We start from the raw sequence: 18,201 nt of genomic DNA, 5'->3' as shown, positions 1-18,201 counted from the left end.
TTTTCTACCTTAAACATTTTTTTCAAGCCATTTACTAATGATATTCTCCAAAACGATTTGAATATTATCTTGCTTGATGTCATCAATGAGCTCAGAGATAAATCCTTTAATCAAAAGCGCACGAGCCGTTTTAAAAGGGATACCACGTGTCATAAGATAAAAAAGATAATCATGATTAATATTAGCAACTGTTGCACCATGACCACATGCAACATCATCAGCAAAAATCTCCAGTTCAGGCTTTGCATTAAATTCTGCATCATCTGAAAGAATAAGGCTATTACAAGCCATGCGTGCATCTGTTTTTTGCGCTTTTTGAGAAACACGTATTATTCCTTGGAAAACACCAACAGCCTTATCTGTAACCACATTGCGTATAATTTCGGTTGATGTTGATTTTTCTTCCACATGACGAACAGTCATTGTAAGATCACTATGTGTTTGTCCTGATAATAAATTTATGACGCGTAATTGAAAATCAGATTCTTCTCCCTGTAATTCAATATCGATTTCTTGGCGATTTAATTGACTCCCTATATTAATGACATAAAGTGATAACTTCGCTCTTTGATCAAGAACAGCACAAAATCGACCAAATTGTGTAGAATTAAAATCACGATTGCGAATGAGAATCCACGTAACATCACTATCAGCAGCAACATTTAATGAAAATATTGAACTGACAAAGGTATCTTTATCATTGCCGACCTGATGTTCAATAAACATAACTTGACTATTTTTATCAACTTTTATATCCGAAAAAATATGAGATTGTCCCCCCATTTGTATATTTTGTAATTCAATGGGGATACTTAACTTTGTATTTTCAGGGATGTGAAAAAGCCAACCATCTGTAACAAAAGCTGTATTTAACTGTCCAATAAAATCTTCATCAGAAATGTTTTGATTTATCTGTACAGAATTATCTTCTAATGCGTCTGAAAGGCGTTTTACTGCAATGTTGTCTACCTTTGACTCTATCGATGTTTTTCCATTGTTTATGGAGAAAACAGCACTTTCTGAAAGCAATGCATCAACCAATTGATTGTCTTGAACTTTTGAAAAATTGCTAATAGACTTCAGTAAGGTACGCAGATTGGTATAATGCCAACTTTCGATTTTACGGGAAGGAAGCCGTGTCATTTGAAACTGCTCAATAGTTTTCTTGCGGATTTCCTGTACAGCTTTATCACCAGGTAAGTGGTTTACATACTGATTGAAATTACTGAGTATATTTTCTTCAACCGCTAACAAGTTTTGCTGTGCATTCATATTTAATAACCTCAAACCGCTTCCCTAATAAGATCAGCATACCCATTTTGCTCTAAATAAAGCGCTAAGGATTTATCACCGCTTTTGATAATTTGTCCTTTATAAAGAACATGTACCGTATCAGGAATAATATAATTAAGCAGCCGTTGATAATGGGTAATCACCAAAAATGAACGTTTTGAATCCCGAAGTTTATTAACACCATCTGCAACAATTTTTAGTGCATCAATATCTAAACCAGAATCCGTTTCATCTAAAATGCAAAGTGTAGGTTCAAGAAGTGCCATTTGTAAAATTTCAGCGCGTTTTTTTTCTCCACCTGAAAAACCTACATTTAATGGACGCTTTAGCATATCCATATCTATTTCAAGTTTGGCTGAAACTTCTTTAACACATTTTATAAATTCAGGAATTTTAAGTTCTTCGTCACCTCGCGCTTTGCGTTGAGAATTCATCGCAACTTTTAAAAATTCCATTGTTGCTACCCCTGGTATTTCCATTGGATATTGAAATGCAAGAAAAACACCATATGCAGCACGTTCTGCTGGATCCATTTCTAAAAGTGATTGTCCATTATAGAGAATAGCTCCTTCTGTTATTTCATAATCATCACGACCAGCAAGCAAATAAGATAAAGTTGATTTTCCGGCTCCATTTTGTCCCATGATAGCGGCAACTTCTCCATCTTGAACTGTCAAGTTTAAACCACGAATAATTTCTGTATCGGTTTCAGCAATACGGGCGTGCAAATTTTTGATCTCTAACATAATTTAATCCTGTTTTGGCTGTTTTTCAGATATCAATGCGTATTATTTTACCTTAGCATCCATCTACTTTTGTAATTACCATAGAGGTCATTTTTAGCATTATGTGCTACCGTTACAGCCTTTTTACATAAAGTCTTCTATTTATCTAATTAAATAAAATTATCCAACACTACCTTCAAGGCTAATACTAATAAGCTTTTGTGCTTCGACAGCAAATTCCATGGGAAGTTTTTGAATGACCTCTTTTACAAAACCATTTACAATTAATGCGATAGCTTCTTCTTCGGGAATTCCTCTTTGCATAACATAAAAAAGTTGGTCATCAGAAATTTTTGATGTTGTGGCTTCATGTTCAAACTGAGCTGTTGCATTTTTTGCTTCAATATAAGGAACTGTATGCGCACCACAATCATTTCCGATTAACAAACTATCACATTGCGTAAAGTTACGCGCATTTTGTGCTTTTCGATGCGCTGTGACTTGTCCCCGATAAGTGTTATTTGAAAAACCTGCAGAAATACCTTTGGAAATAATGCGACTGGATGTATTCTCTCCCAAATGAATCATTTTTGTACCAGAATCAATTTGTTGATAACCGTTTGCAACAGCAATAGAATAAAATTCTCCACGCGCATTATTACCACGGAGTAAGCAGGATGGATATTTCCAAGTAATCGCAGAACCGGTTTCAACTTGTGTCCATGAAATTTTAGAGCTATCACCTCGACAATCTCCACGCTTCGTCACAAAATTATAAATACCGCCCTTTCCATCTTTATCGCCAGGATACCAGTTTTGTACTGTAGAATATTTAATCTCTGCATTTTCAAGGGCAATAAGCTCAACAACAGCAGCATGAAGTTGGTTTTCATCACGTTGGGGTGCTGTACACCCTTCAAGATAAGAAACATAGGAATCTTCAGCGGCGATAATCAATGTTCGTTCAAATTGGCCAGTGTTGCGTTCATTAATCCTAAAATAAGTTGAAAGCTCCATAGGACAACGAACCCCTTTGGGAATATAAACAAATGAACCATCTGTAAAGACAGCAGCATTTAAGGCCGCATAATAATTATCACTTATAGGTACAACTGTTCCTAAATATTCTTTGATAAGCTCAGAATGTTCAATAATCGCCTCTGAAATAGAACAAAAAATCACACCGGCGCGTGCCAGCTCTTTTTTGAATGTTGTTACAACAGAAACAGAATCAAAGACTGCATCAACAGCCACCTGCCCCGATACAGACATACTGTCATCAAAAGTGGAGGGATCAGACTGTTTTCTTACTCCTGCCAAAATCTCTTGTTCTTTAAGGGGAATGCCAAGTTTTTCGTACGTTGCTAATAACTCAGGATCCACTTCATCCAAAGATTTTGGTCCTGTATGATTTTTGGGAGCAGCATAATAATAAAGCTCCTGAAAATCAATTTTAGGATATTCAAGACGCGCCCAATGAGGCTCTTGCATTGTCAGCCAACGGCGATAAGCTTTTAAGCGCCATGTTAGCATCCATTCAGGCTCATTTTTTTTAGCGGAAATAAATTTGATAATATCCTCATTTAAGCCTTTTGGAGCTTTATCGGTTTCAATATTGGTTTCAAAACCATATTTATATTGGTCAACATCTATTTCACGTACTTGGCGTATCGTTTCTTGTACTGCCGGCATAAATTTTCTCCATTTTTTGGCGTCAAAAACCGGTAACTAAAGTCTTGTTTTTTACAAGATTAAAGTAAGCAAGTTATCTCCTAGGCTATAGGTAAAGCGCAAAAATTTCAATCAAACTTATTTTATTTTTAAAATAATTCTAATTTTTATAACTTTCTGATGATAAATCTTCCCCTTTTTTCCTGCTTATAATTTGAGAAAAAAACGACAGAAAATCATCAATATCTTCAGAAGTTGTGCCACGCCCTAGCGAAATGCGAATGGCACCATTTGGAACATGATACCCCATTGCCTCCAACACTTTGCTTTGTTTTACTTTTCCTGAAGAACAGGCAGAGCCGGATGATAAAGAAAACCCTTCTAAATCAAAAGCAATTTGCATCGTTTCAGCTTTTATATTTTTCACGGTAAAGTAAGTTGTATTTGGCAAACGTTGAACTCTTTTGCCAAAAATCTCAACATTTTTACTTATTTTTTGTAGTCCAGCTTCTAATTTATTGCGTAAATATATTAACTGTTTTATTTCCTCCTGTGTGAAGCAATCAGTCATTGCTGCCCCAAAAGCAGCAATAAGGGGCAATGCTTCTGTTCCTCCACGGAGACCTTTTTCTTGTCCTCCCCCAATAATAAGAGGGTGTGGCATGAGAAGATTACCACATGAAACAAAAGCACCGATTCCTTTAGGACCGCCAACTTTATGTGCAGACAGTATAAAAAAGTCTCCTCCTAGCTGATGAATATCCACAAAATTTTTATCTACATATTGTGTCAAATCAACTATAAGAGTGCCTCCTAAATCCCGAACAATAGCGGCGATTTCTGTTAACGGTTGAATAACACCCGTTTCACTATTTGCAGCTTGAATAGCAACAAGAGGTAAACCTGTTGTTTTATCGTGAACCGTTAAGAGTGATGTTAATTTATCTTGTTGTATGAGCCCATCTTGATCAACATCAATGACGCTTATCAACTCTTTAGAAAAACGTCCTCCCTCTGCAACAGAGGGATGTTCAGTCGCTCCAAGGTAAAGATGAGAAAATTTAACTTTTGCTTTCCCCATATTGTAAAAAGGTGTTAACAAAGTCATTGCGGCTTCACTCGCACCAGAGGTAAATACCACGTGATCTGGATCTGTTTTAAGATTTTCAGCGATTTGCCGACGGGACTTTTGCAACAAAGTTTTAGCGGCACGCCCTTCCTTATGAACCGATGATGGATTACCAAATATCTCTAAAGATTCCAGTAACGCTATCCGTGCCACTTTTTTGAGCGGTGTTGTTGCGTTATGATCAAAATATCGGCGTTTTATAACCATTTTACATCGCAATCATTAATCTTATGAATTGATTGAAAAAATAGCGCATTTTTCTTGAAAAGTGCACTAAAAAAAGAATATCTAATAATTATTTAAGAGATTCTATGGTAAAAGTCGACCAGGGTCAAAGAGAGCCTTTTATTGCATTAAGGAGCATTTTATGCCAGAAATTATTTTTAACGGTCCCGCGGGTCGGCTCGAAGGGCGTTATCAACCTTCACAACAAAAAAATGCACCCATTGCGATCATTTTGCATCCTCATCCCCAATTTGGTGGAACTATGAATCATAAAATTGTCTATGACCTCTTTTATATGTTCCAACAACGTGGCTTTACAACTTTACGTTTTAACTTTCGTGGTATTGGTCGTAGTCAGGGTGAATTTGATTATGGAATAGGAGAACTTTCAGATGCTGCTGCTGCTCTCGATTGGGTGCAGACACAACATCCAGACTCTAAAAATTGTTGGGTAGCAGGATACTCATTTGGAGCATGGATTGGTATGCAGCTTTTAATGCGCCGACCGGAAATTGAGGGATTTATCTCAGTTGCCCCTCAGCCTAATGTTTATGACTTTTCATTTCTTGCACCTTGTCCCTCTTCTGGACTTATCATTCATGGCGGTATCGATAAAGTTGCCCCTCCAAAAGATGTTCAAATACTTGTCGATAAATTAAAAACACAAAAAGGTATCATCATTACACAAGAAATATTGGAAGAGGCTAATCACTTTTTCAGTGGATGTCATGAAAAACTTATTGAACGATGTGCCCACTATTTGGATAACCATATCTCCAATGAACTTCTCGCTCCTCCTCCTGAAATACTTTCACTAACTTAGGAAAATACGATAGATTTATAAAAAATTAGCAAAAATCGTCTCTGATCATAACAAAGTAATTTTTTTTAGTCTGCATTTAAAATTTTTCTAAATTTTATTTCAGGATAGAAATGAGAATAACAGAACACCTTTTTTCTATTACTAAGAAGTTTCTTTTTTAGCGTAAAAAAGAAATAATACCTGTATTATTATCTTTATACTACCAATATGTCTCTTTCTCTTGTGAGGTGTGCGTCAGTTATGATAGATAACGCATTAATAATTCGTTATATAGTCGCCTATTATATACAATAAATGCACTCTTAAATTAGGAAATTAAATCTGTGTTTGCCTTTAAATCTGATTTTTTACACATTATGAGCGAACGTGGTTTTATCCACCAAATTTCAGATGAAAAAGGCTTAGATGATCTTTTTTCAAAAGAAACTGTAAGCGCTTATACTGGATTTGACCCAACAGCATCGAGTTTACATGCTGGAAGTCTTCTTCAGATTATGATGCTTTATTGGTTACAAAAAACGGGTCATCGCCCCATTGCTTTAATGGGTGGAGGAACCGGATTGATTGGTGATCCTTCTTTCAAAGACGAAGCGCGACGCCTTCTGACACAAGATGATGTTGCTGCAAATATTGATGGTATTAAAAAGGTATTTGCTAACTATTTGACATTCGGTGACCGAGAAACCGATGCTTGTATTGTGAATAATGCTGAATGGTTATGCAATTTAAACTACTTAGAATTTTTGCGTGATGTAGGAAAGCATTTTTCTGTCAACCGTATGTTGTCATTTGATTCTGTCAGACTCAGACTTGAGCGTGAGCACTCTTTGTCATTCTTAGAGTTTAATTATATGATTCTGCAAGCTTATGACTTTGTTGAACTTTATAAACGTTATGGGTTGCGTATGCAAATGGGGGGCTCTGATCAGTGGGGCAACATTATTAACGGAATCGAATTAGGACATCGTTTAGGAACACCGCAATTATATGCGTTAACATCACCATTGCTGACAACCTCTTCCGGTGCCAAAATGGGTAAATCATTGAATGGGGCTGTATGGCTAAATGCGGATAAACTTTCACCTTATCAATTTTGGCAATACTGGCGCAATACAGAAGATGCTGATGTAACACGATTTCTAAAGCTCTATACTCCATTGCCGATGGATGAGATTCTTAAACTTTCTCTATTACAAGGAACTGAAATTAACGAAGCAAAAAAAATTCTTGCAACAGAAATTACAGCAATGTTGCATGGACGTGTTCTTGCTGATGCAGCAGCAGAAACGGCTCGCAAGACGTTTGAAGAAAAAACTCTGGGAGAAAATCTTCCAACTGTTGAAATTAATGCCTCAGAATTAAAAAAAGGTGTTGGATTGCTCACTCTTTTAGTACAAGCAGGACTCGCTAGATCTAATAGTGAGGCACGCCGACACGTTCAAGGTGGAGGTGTCCGTGTAAATGATCAAATTATTGAGGATGAAACACATCTTATTATTGAAGGGGATGTCAGTGCAGAAGGAACCATTAAACTTTCTTTTGGTAAGAAAAAACATGTTGTAATGAAACCAGTATAATCTTTTGCTGTTTTGTTTATGTTGTTCACGTCGAGCTTGTTCTTTCAATTCAATCGTTGTGATAGGGCGAATTTTGTTAGGGAAATAAAAGTCTCTTCAAAACGATAAAATTCTAGAGAGTTGAATAGTTCTTTTCTTCTGTGTACTCTGATATCTTATACCTGTTACACAAAAAAGAAAGATGAAAACAATGACAAGACCAATGAAAGGTGCTCTTGCTCCTGATTTTACTTTGCCGCGCGATGGAGGTGAGACAGTGTGTCTTTCTGACTTTAAAGGAAAGCCTGTTGTTTTATATTTTTATCCCAAAGATGACACCAGTGGTTGCACAAGTGAAGCACTTGATTTCACAAAATTAAAGATGAAATTTGATGAAATCGGTGTTGCTGTTATTGGAATCTCTCCAGATAATGTAAAAAAACATGATAAATTTAAAATAAAACATGAACTTGATGTCATCTTGGTTTCTGATGAAGAAAAAACGACCCTCGAAGCTTATGGTGTTTGGGTTGAGAAAAGCATGTATGGACGCAAATATATGGGAGTTGAACGGAGCACTTTTTTAATTGATGCAAATGGAATAATAGCAGAAGAATGGCGCAAAGTAAGCGTATCTGGGCATGTTGAAAATGTTTTAGCTACTGCAACACTTTTATATCATAATGGTAACTTGTAAATTGAGTGTTTGATTTACCTTCAAAAGCAAAAGTTATTCTCCCTAATTGATTTTAGTTTTTCAACGGATTCAATTTTTACAATATATTGATTTATAAGGATAATGAATTGTTTTACATTTATATTAGTCCCCCGAATATCGCAAAATTTTCTGATTTCAGATTCTTCCTATCACTTGCAATATCATAAGCAGAATTAGCGTGTGAGAAAAAGTTGAAGAAAGGAACAAGAAAATCCCCCTTTAAACCTTTAAACCTTTAAAGTATCAAAGGCTATATAACATCACAGCATCCATAAAACGAACAGCTTAAGAAAAAATCTACATGGCTTGAAGGAAGGATATGTAATTAACGAATATCCTCAATTTTTTTGTCTTGTCCATAAATGCGCCGTGCGAGTGCTGCCTCTATAAATGCATCTAAATTACCATTAAGTACGGATTGTGGATCCGTATTTTCAATTCCTGTACGCAAATCTTTGACAAGCTGATAGGGTTGAAGAACATAAGATCTAATTTGATGTCCCCATCCGATTTCTGTTTTAGAAGATTCAGCAGCATTGGTTTCTTCTTCTCTTTTTTTAAGCTCTTCTTCATAAAGCCGTGCACGCAACATCGACCAAGCCGTAGCGCGATTTTTATGTTGAGAACGCTCTGTTTGACATTGAACAACAATACCCGTTTTTATATGTGTGATGCGAACAGCAGAATCTGTCGTGTTAACATGTTGTCCTCCTGCTCCAGATGCACGATATGTATCAATACGCACATCTGCCTCTGAAACATCAACTTCAATATTGTCATCAATAACTGGATAAACCCAAATGCTCGCAAAAGAGGTATGGCGCTTTGCATTCGAATCAAATGGAGAAATCCGCACTAAGCGATGAACACCTGATTCTGTTTTTAACATTCCATAAGCATTATGCCCTTTTACAAGAATAGTCGCTGACTTTATTCCTGCCTCTTCTCCATCATGAATTTCTAAAATCTCAACCTTCATTTCATGCTGTTCAGCCCATCGCATATACATACGTAAGAGCATAGAAGCCCAATCTTGGCTTTCTGTTCCCCCTGCTCCAGCATGAACTTCTAAATAGGTATCATTCGGATCTGCCTCTCCTGAAAGAAGTACGTCAATTTGCCTTTTATCTATCTCATTTTTAAGATTACGTATTGATCTTTCTGCATCAGCGATAATTTCCACATCACTTTCTTCTTCGCCCATCGCAATAAGCTCAATGCATTCTTCAAGTGTTTTTGTAAATGATAAAAGACCATTGATTGAATCATCAAGACGTTGACGCTCACGCATCATATCCTGTGCTCGTTGTGCATCATCCCATAATGATGGATCTTCCGCTTTTTGATTAAGATATTCAAGACGCTTTAGTGATTGATCCCAGTCAAAGATGCCCCCTTAGCAATTGTATTGCTTTCTGGATTTCATCAACTAATGTTTCTATTTCTGCTCGCATAATTTAACACCGTATTTTAAAAAACTCTTTTTGGTTGTGTCTCTTAGCATTTTATACAAATTTAATAGCTGCTATCAGAAAATGGTACAGTTCTATCACTCTATTTATAGAACCGACATTGTAAAAAAAGATAAAAACCATGACTCATGGCAAAAGGAGATTTTGTCGATTAATACAGGCCACCTGTCCCACTTTCAAGTGCTTTGTTGACTTGTGGAGAAGTCGTTACTGCAGGAACACCTTCTTGAAAAGAATTTGTACTCCCAATAACTTGATATATATCAGCAGGACCAGTCCCTGGTTTAAATGCTTCTATAATGACATCTTGATCTCCTCTTTCGGCAAGCATTCCTGTTTTCCGATTAATTGGCATTAAAATCATACCTTTTGGCATCTTAAAGGGAACATCTGGCTTCCCTTTAAGAGCATCTGCCATAAAATCACCAAAAATAGGTGCAGCTAATGAACTTCCTGTTCCATTATATCCTAACGAAGCTGGTTGATCATAACCGACAAAAATACCAACGACAATGTCAGGAGTAAATCCCATAAACCAGACATCCTTAGAGTCATTGGTTGTTCCTGTTTTAGCGGCAATATGTCGATTAAGATAACGTAAACGTGCCGCAGTACCACGCTGAACAACCCCTTCCATCATCGAGGTAATTTGATAAGCTGTCATAGGGTCAAGAACTTGATCTCGCTCATCAATCAATGTGGGCTCACTTTGATTATTCCATGAATTCGTATTACAATTTTCGCAAATACGATCATCATGACGATAAATTGTCTTCCCATAACGATCTTGAATTCTGTCTATCAGAGAAGGTTTAATAGAGCGTCCGCCATTGGCAATAACGGAATAAGCTGTAACCATCCGTAATACTGTTGTTTCACCAGCCCCTAAAGCCATGGGAAGATAAGGCTGCAATTTATCTACCACCCCAAAGCGTTCTGCATATTCAGCGACAAGAGGCATTCCCATATCATTGGCAAGCCGTATTGTCATAAGATTACGAGAATGCTCAATACCATAACGCAACGTTGAAGGTCCTGCAAAGGTACCACCATAATTTTTGGGTTGCCAAACTTCACCATTATATTGACGAACTTCAATGGGGCCATCTAAAACAACGGATGCTGGTGTATATCCGTTATCAAGAGCTGCTGCATAAACAAAAGGCTTAAAAGCAGACCCCGGTTGGCGGTAAGCTTGGGTTGCACGATTGAATTCAGATGCGGCAAAAGAAAATCCTCCCACCATAGCAAGAACGCGCCCTGTATGAGGTTCCATAGCAACAATTGCACCTTCAACCTTTGGAATTTGTTGTAAACGATAAGTGTTGTTTGTATTGGATAGTTTTTCAACAAAAATGACATCCCCAACTTGCAGAACATGAGATAAATTCTGAACAGTTTTTCGATAACCATTTTCTTTTACAACATGGAGTGCCCATTTTGAATTAGCTTCAGATAAAACAGCAATTTCCCGTTTTTTTGATAATATACCTGAAGCTTCGCGCTGTGGCTGTAAACCAATCTCTACTTTGTTGGGATTAGTAGAAAGAACAACAGCTAAACGCCATTCAGGAACATCACTTAGCCCTATGATATCTGCAAGTTCTGCCCCCCAATCACCTTTCTCATCAATATGCGCATAAGCTCCACGCCATCCTTGCGCATGATCAAATCTAATTAATCCATCGTGCAAAGCACGTCGCGCAATAAGTTGTAAATGCGGATCAAGCGTTGTACGAATGGAAAGCCCACCTTCATAAAGTGTTTTAGCCCCATAGCGATGTATTAAACGACGCCGTACTTCTTCAGTAAAATAATCAGCTGCAAAAACATAGCTATCACTCCCACGGATTGTCGCTCCTAAAGGTTTAGCTTTCGCTTTTTCACCTTGTTCACGCGTTACATATCCATTTGCAATCATCCGGTCTATAACCCAATTACGCCGATCAATAGCACGTTGTGTATTCTTAAATGGATCATAATTTGCTGGTCCTTTTGGAAGAGCAGCCAAATAAGCACATTGTTCTAGCGTCAGGTCATTGACGGATTTATTGAAATAAGTCAAAGAAGCAGCAGCTATGCCATAAGTGCCACGACCCAGATAAATTTCATTGAGATAAAGCTCGAGAATATGATCTTTTGAATAAGTTTTCTCAATACGCATTGCTAAAATAGCTTCCTTAAATTTACGTTCTAACGTTGTTTCTGAACTTAAAAGGAAGTTTTTAGCGACTTGTTGCGTTATAGTTGATGCACCCTCTGGACGTCTTCCAGAACCAATATTACGAATATTATTGATCAAAGCTCGAGAAAGTCCTTCAGGATCTAAACCAAAATGATGATAAAAGTTTTTGTCTTCAGCCGAAATGAAAGCATTTATAACAAGCTTTGGTATTGATTGAATCGGTAAATAGAGGCGATGTTTTGTTGCAAACTCTGCCATAAGACGGCCATCAGAAGCATGGACACGGGTCATTACCGGCGGCTCATAAAGTGAAAGAACTTCATAATCAGGGAGTGCATTTGCTTGACCACTGGTCATAACACCCCACGTTATTGCACCATAAAGTCCAATAGCAATAAAAAAACGAAGAAGATATCTTAAAAAAATCATCATAAAAATGGCTATCGCTTTCTTAAGAATTAATTAAAGAAAAAATACGTTACTTCAAACACACCAAGTGGATATCACCACAAGATTGAGATCAAGAGAAATTGTTTTCTATCTTTTATTTATACCAGGGTACATTAGAAGCCCATATTGATACTCTATTTTCTCATAAATTTAAAGAGGCTGTATCATTTTCTGCCTATAATCAGCAAATTGACGAATAGAATGAGCAATAGAGGCTGCCATTTGTTTTCTCCAATGAGGATCATTTAATAACTTTTCATCCTCTTTATTGGATAAATAACCTATCTCTATCAAGACTGAGGGTATATCTGAAGCTCTTAAAACTTGAAAATTAGCATACCGATGTGGGTTATTAATCAAGTTAATATGATTCTTTGATAAACTTGAAATAACACTATTTGCAAAATTAACCGAAAATGTATGTGTTTCACGTCGTGTAAGATCCATCAAAATATCTGTAACTTCGAGCGTTTCATCTGCAGGCAAACCATCAAGCAAATCAACTTTATTTTCACTTTCAGCTAAAGATTTTGCAATGGCATCAGAGGCTTTATCTGATATGGTATACACTGTGGCACCGCGAAGAGAATGTAGATCAATCGTATCTGCGTGAATAGATATAAAAAGGTCAGCATCAAACTCTTGCGCTTTTTTAACTCTTTCACTTAGTCTTAAAAAAATATTGGAATCTCGTGTTAAAGCAACGGTAATATGAGAATCCTTTTGTAATTCGTCTCGCAATGCACGCGCAAAGTCTAAAGTCACATCTTTTTCTAAAATTCCAGTAACACCCCGTGCACCACCATCAATACCACCATGACCAGGATCAAGAACAACACGGAAATTATATGCTGGCATTAACTGTGTTTTTGTATCAAAATTGCTTCTTTGCTGTTTTTTTAATATCTCATCAAATTTTTCTTGTGTACTTTTACGAATATCAATCAGCAACTGCCATAAACCATTATTTAATTTTTTTACGACATTTTTTTCAACCACAAAAGCCGTTTTACTTGTCAAAATAATGCGTGAAGTCTGTATGTCAGAGAAAGCATAACGCACATCTGAAAGCATAACGGATAATGTATTCCGTTTCTTTAAAGGCGTATTTTGCATCGAAAAGTCAATTGTAGGTAAATTGATAACCAAACGTGCGGGCCTGTCCAAAATCTGTAAACGAACATTTGGTTTTGAATTAAAAACCGCAATAATACGCGTATGAACACTATCACCAATGGTTCGAAAATTAATAAGTCTCAGAGGATCTGCGGCTTGAACACTAGTTTGGAGTAGCAAAAAAGATAATAAAAAGTATGTGACGAGCACAATAACATCCCCATAAGCTGTTTTCAGCTTTTTGGTAAAAAAAACTCTTATCATAAGCAAAATACTCTACATTACCTTTGTAATAATTTATCTTGTTTACATAAAATGATACACCAATTTATTATCTATTTTTCAATAAAAGCTAAATAAACACCTCAAAACGAAATTAAGGGCATAAAGATATTATAATTATACATGATTTACATTGTTACTTGCCAAACGCATGATATCAACATAAAAGAATATTTATGCTTCCTAGCTGATAATAGTCATCTAAATTATCTGTAACTCATATTAAGTTGTCTTTAGAGGTTTTTTGTCTATTATGCGTTGAGACTTTTTTATGGATGAAAAATTTCTATGTTGTAACATTAGGATTGCATTACTTAAGATTCGTTGGTTCGGATATCCGAACTGTTTTAAAGATTATTTTACCGGAGACTTTTAAGAAAATATGAGTCATAAAAAACAGATGGAAATAATGATGAGAAATGGTGTAAATGCAGTCATGCCTTTGCACGTGGTGTTCCGTCCTGTTTTTCTGGTACCTCCCTTTTATGGCAGACAGCCTTTTATGTTTACGAATAGTTATAGCGTTCGTTTGAATAAAATTGTGCATGTCGCCTTCAGGATATTAACTTATGTCAAACAAAATGCTTATAGATGCCTCCCATCCGGAGGAAACACGTGTTGTTGTTGTTCACGGCAACAAAATTGAAGAACTTGATTTTGAATCAGAACATAGAAAACAGCTCAAGGGGAATATTTATCTCGCACGTATTACGCGTGTAGAACCGTCTCTCCAAGCGGCTTTTGTTGAATATGGTGGAAACCGACATGGTTTTTTAACATTTTCTGAAATTCATCCTGATTATTATCAAATTCCTATTGCTGATCGCCTTGCTCTTCTTGAAGAAGAAGAAAAAGAAGCTGTAGGAGAAAATTCTGTAGATACCTTTACGGAAGAAGCAACTAAAAATAAAAAACGCTCCAGAAGAACAAAAAAAAGTGAAAAAAACAATGTTATAGCAGCCGATATTGAAAATGATATCACATCTGAAGCGATAATAATTGATAATACAGAAGAAGCATTAAATGCTGATATCTCTTATGATGAGATTGAAATGGTCGGTGCTGAGGACATCCGTGAAGAGCTCCCAATTTATCAAAGAAAACAAGGGCGCCAGTATAAAATTCAAGAAGTCATTAAACGACGTCAAATTTTGTTGGTACAAGTTATCAAAGAAGAGCGTGGTAATAAAGGTGCTGCCCTTACAACATATCTATCTCTAGCTGGTCGTTACTCTGTTCTAATGCCCAACACAGCACGTGGTGGTGGTATTTCACGAAAAATTACGAACGTACAAGACCGTAAGCGTCTTAAAGAAATCGTAAAAGAATTAGCCGTTCCAAAAGGTATGGGCGTTATCTTACGAACCGCTGGTGCCAATAGAACAAAAGCTGAAATTAAACGTGATTATGAATATCTTATGCGGTTATGGGACACTATTCGCACTTTGACACTCGAGTCAACGGCGCCATGCCTTGTCCATGAAGAAAGCAATCTCATCAAGCGTTCTATACGAGATCTTTATAATAAGAACATTAGTGAAATTCTTGTCTCTGGAGACCAAGGATATCGTGAAGCGAAAGACTTTATGCGTATGCTCATGCCAAGTCATGCAAAAGTTGTGCAACCTTACCGTGATCCTACGCCCATTTTTGCAAGAAATAATATTGAAATTCAACTTGATAAAATGTTGCAACCACAGGTTTCTTTAAAATCTGGTGGTTATCTTGTTATTAATCAAACAGAAGCACTTGTTGCTATTGACGTAAATTCTGGCCGCTCTACGAAAGAATTCTCTGTTGAAAAGACAGCCTTACAAACTAACCTTGAAGCTGCTGAAGAAGTAGCGCGTCAATTACGCTTGCGTGACCTTGCTGGTTTAATTGTGATTGATTTTATTGATATGCTTGAAGAACGCAATGTGAAGCTGGTCGAAAAAAAATTAAAAGATTGTTTAAAAAACGATCGTGCTCGTATTCAAGTAGGTCATATTTCACACTTCGGCCTTTTAGAAATGAGTCGTCAACGTATTCGCATATCGGTTTTAGAAAGTACGACACAGCCCTGCCCACATTGCGCAGGAACAGGAAATATACGTTCTGAATCATCAATTGCGTTACATGTCATGCGCTCAATTGAAGAATATCTTCTTCATAATTCGCAACATAATATTATCGTGCGCACCCCCGTAGCAACAGCGCTTTATGTATTAAATCATAAACGCAATATTCTTGTTAATTTAGAAGCTCGCTTTAAACTTAATATTAGTATTGAAGCAGATGATAGTATTGGAACACAACATCTTGTTATTTCTAAAGGCTCAATAGCAGAGAGAATTTCTCAATCTTCATTGGAAGATGACAATAAGCAAGAAATTGAAGATTCTGTTTTCATAAAGAGTGAATCTATTGAAAATCCTTCTCCCATTGAAACAAATCAAAAGCGTCGGCGCAAAAATCGTCACGGTGAAATTACTGATCATTCTCTCTCCAACGTTCATAAAAAAGAAGATACCTTGAATGATGATTCTTATCGTCGAGGACGTCGTCGAGGACGTCGTGGTGGTCGACGCAATCAAGATAATAGTTTTCATCAGATTCGCGTTCCTTATGCAGAACCAGTGGGAGATTTTGCTAAGCAAGCTTTAGCAGAAATTAAAGCAGCGCATCGCAAACGTCGTGTTTCACCTGCTAAATCTTTTGAACTTGAAGAAACAAAAAATAATACACAAACTCTAGATATACAACAACAGAGTGAATCTGAAAAAAATGATACAAGTATTAAACCTAAAAAACGTAAAACACGTTCTTCAAAAGTAGTAGAAAATCAACTTTCTTTAGAGAATGATCAAAATATTGCAGAACAAAAATCTCTTGAAAAAAAACCTACAACCAGTCCGGTGCGTAAAACTAAAACAAAAAAAGCAGACAAAGCTATTCATGAGGTAGAAGATAAAGCTCTTGAAAAGAGTAAAAAATCAACACGTGGAACACGTAAAAAATCATCTTCTAAAGAGACAACGCAAATACAAAAAATATTAGAGCAAGAAACTGTAATCGAGATGGAGAAAGTTATCGAAACCTCTCCTTCCCAAATTGAAGAAACAATTAATCAATCCGTTGTTATTTCATCAACGCCTAATGATTCTTCCAAAACTGAACGTATTGGTTGGTGGAAACGCAGAATTCTTTCGAAAAATTAAGGATTAAAAAAAACCGCCACAGAAAACTGTGGCGGTTCAAATAAACAATTATAGAAAACGTTTTGACCAACTTTTATGGTGTGGTTTTATTACTTTTGTTTCGCTTTTTCTTGCTCAGCCCGCATACGCTCTTCAATTTCTTTTTGCTTTGATTGAATAGCTTGCTGCAGCTTTATTTGTTCTTGTTGGAAATCTTTTTCCTCCATACCAGGACCGGTATAGGCTGCTGTAAACCCATTAAGAGAAAATTCAATAGGATTAGCTGAACCACGGAAATTAACTGTGGTTACAACCATTTTTGTACCACTTTTCATAGCTGCTATAAGCTTATCATCTAAGACATCATTAGCAATACAACTTGGTCCATTACAAATAATATAAGGAATTTTTTTAGAGAACTCGTCACCAATTTTAATGTGAACACCTTCTGGCAAAAAACGACCTGTAGGCACTTGAATACCTATACGTTTCTCATTTTGCTTCCCTTTTATTTCAACAAGATTAAAAGCCGTTAAAGGTTGTCCCGTATTCGATAATACAGTATTCATTGTATTACAAATATCAACATCATGCTGCTTACTGCAAACTTTGTACCAACCTTGTGATAAAGTTTGCGCATTTGCAGAAATACCAGCTATAAGAAAAAGGGCAGCGGCTCCAACTAATACTGAAACAGCAGAATAAACATTTTTATGCGACATGATTAAGTTAATCCTTTCAACGCGCTCTTAAGTAACTTCAAAAAAATATTAAATATAATTCCAACTTAATTTATTAAATTATAATGAAATAACAATTAATTTTACTATTTTTACTTCAATATAAAAAAAAAAGTCAAATTTAGAGAAAAAATACGACGAGCCATTCTAATTTTTATACACTCATATCATTTCCCCTCTTCATCACATTGGTATTTGATGCAATCTATCCATAAAACACCTCTGTGCACTTAAACTAAGATTACACAAACGAATCAATATTGCAATATTAATTAAAATAAACTCTGATACTACTCTAAAAAACTTACTAATTAAAATTTTTACATTTATTACTCTTCATGTTAAGCTTATAGAACCTTTGCAACAGGTGTTGCAATGCATGAAGCTCCAAAATATCAGATAAATTTTACTGTTTTCCTTGTGTGATACACAAAAACAAAATCATCTACGATATTATTGAAACATTTAATGAATTAAAACCACTGATTGTCTAAAATTTCTGCATAATTGTAAGAGAGCTTTTTGCTAATGAACAATTTTCTGCCCTTGTTTACAAAATAATAGTGATACGCTTTTGTAATAAAAATTTTATATTCCATAGCGTTTAACTAAACAGTTTAGTTTAAAAATACGCTAC

The 18,201-nt window shown here is 36.1% G+C and carries 12 protein-coding genes; 4 read left to right on the top strand and 8 right to left on the bottom strand.

Going from position 1 to position 18,201, the window contains the following annotated elements:
• Positions 1–9: 9 nt before the first annotated feature.
• The 4 genes from sufD to ACFINM_RS04585 all read right to left on the bottom strand — a co-directional run bounded on the left by sufD (position 10) and on the right by ACFINM_RS04585 (position 5,025).
• Complete coding sequence (sufD, locus tag ACFINM_RS04600) at positions 10–1,272, bottom strand: Fe-S cluster assembly protein SufD (RefSeq protein ID WP_375640767.1); 1,263 nt, start codon at positions 1,270–1,272, stop codon at positions 10–12.
• Positions 1,273–1,283: 11 nt separating this feature from the next.
• Positions 1,284–2,039, bottom strand: a complete 756-nt coding sequence (sufC, locus tag ACFINM_RS04595; protein WP_375621243.1) for a Fe-S cluster assembly ATPase SufC — start codon at positions 2,037–2,039, stop codon at positions 1,284–1,286.
• A 159-nt stretch (positions 2,040–2,198) separates the two neighbouring features.
• Entirely contained in the window at positions 2,199–3,710 is a 1,512-nt protein-coding gene (sufB, locus tag ACFINM_RS04590) for a Fe-S cluster assembly protein SufB (RefSeq protein ID WP_375611898.1), read from the bottom strand.
• A 139-nt stretch (positions 3,711–3,849) separates the two neighbouring features.
• Positions 3,850–5,025 (bottom strand): cysteine desulfurase family protein, encoded by a 1,176-nt coding sequence (locus ACFINM_RS04585; protein WP_375640765.1) that lies wholly within the window; start codon positions 5,023–5,025, stop codon positions 3,850–3,852.
• A gap of 160 nt (positions 5,026–5,185) precedes the next feature.
• On the opposite strand from ACFINM_RS04585, the gene ACFINM_RS04580 reads away from it, so the two are divergent.
• The 3 genes from ACFINM_RS04580 (at position 5,186) to ACFINM_RS04570 (ending at position 8,119) form a co-directional block, all read left to right on the top strand.
• Entirely contained in the window at positions 5,186–5,866 is a 681-nt protein-coding gene (locus ACFINM_RS04580; protein WP_375613441.1) for an alpha/beta hydrolase, read from the top strand.
• A gap of 323 nt (positions 5,867–6,189) precedes the next feature.
• Positions 6,190–7,443 carry a tyrosine--tRNA ligase gene (tyrS, locus tag ACFINM_RS04575; protein WP_375640760.1) on the top strand — a complete coding sequence of 418 codons (1,254 nt, stop codon included), beginning with the start codon at positions 6,190–6,192 and terminating at the stop codon, positions 7,441–7,443.
• A gap of 190 nt (positions 7,444–7,633) precedes the next feature.
• Positions 7,634–8,119: a peroxiredoxin gene (locus tag ACFINM_RS04570; RefSeq protein ID WP_375640755.1), complete on the top strand. Its 486-nt coding sequence runs from the start codon at positions 7,634–7,636 to the stop codon at positions 8,117–8,119.
• A 346-nt stretch (positions 8,120–8,465) separates the two neighbouring features.
• Here the strand turns inward: ACFINM_RS04570 and prfB are convergent.
• The 3 genes from prfB to ACFINM_RS04555 form a co-directional block, all read right to left on the bottom strand.
• Positions 8,466–9,594 (bottom strand): peptide chain release factor 2 gene (gene prfB / locus ACFINM_RS04565; protein WP_375640750.1). Its coding sequence is split into 2 segments (ribosomal slippage): positions 8,466–9,524 and positions 9,526–9,594, totalling 1,128 coding nucleotides; the frame shifts between segments, so codons are not numbered across the junction.
• 169 nt (positions 9,595–9,763) lie between these two features.
• On the bottom strand, positions 9,764–12,229 hold the full coding sequence (locus tag ACFINM_RS04560; protein WP_375621237.1) for a penicillin-binding protein 1A: 2,466 nt from the start codon (positions 12,227–12,229) through the stop codon (positions 9,764–9,766).
• A gap of 168 nt (positions 12,230–12,397) precedes the next feature.
• The gene (locus ACFINM_RS04555) at positions 12,398–13,627 is read right to left on the bottom strand and encodes an N-acetylmuramoyl-L-alanine amidase (protein WP_375640745.1); all 1,230 of its coding nucleotides are present in this window, start codon (positions 13,625–13,627) and stop codon (positions 12,398–12,400) included.
• Between the two features lie 587 nt (positions 13,628–14,214).
• On the opposite strand from ACFINM_RS04555, the gene ACFINM_RS04550 reads away from it, so the two are divergent.
• Positions 14,215–16,845 (top strand): ribonuclease E/G, encoded by a 2,631-nt coding sequence (locus ACFINM_RS04550; RefSeq protein ID WP_375640740.1) that lies wholly within the window; start codon positions 14,215–14,217, stop codon positions 16,843–16,845.
• 89 nt (positions 16,846–16,934) lie between these two features.
• On the opposite strand, the gene ACFINM_RS04545 is transcribed toward ACFINM_RS04550, so the two are convergent.
• Positions 16,935–17,546, bottom strand: a complete 612-nt coding sequence (locus ACFINM_RS04545) for an invasion associated locus B family protein (RefSeq protein WP_273791265.1) — start codon at positions 17,544–17,546, stop codon at positions 16,935–16,937.
• Positions 17,547–18,201: the final 655 nt, after the last annotated feature.

This window comes from Bartonella sp. AA168HLJHH, from assembly GCF_042197365.1.
GTDB lineage: Bacteria > Pseudomonadota > Alphaproteobacteria > Rhizobiales > Rhizobiaceae > Bartonella.
The sequence above is the reverse complement of the archived record's forward strand: the minus strand, read 5'-3'. Positions and strand labels throughout refer to the sequence as shown.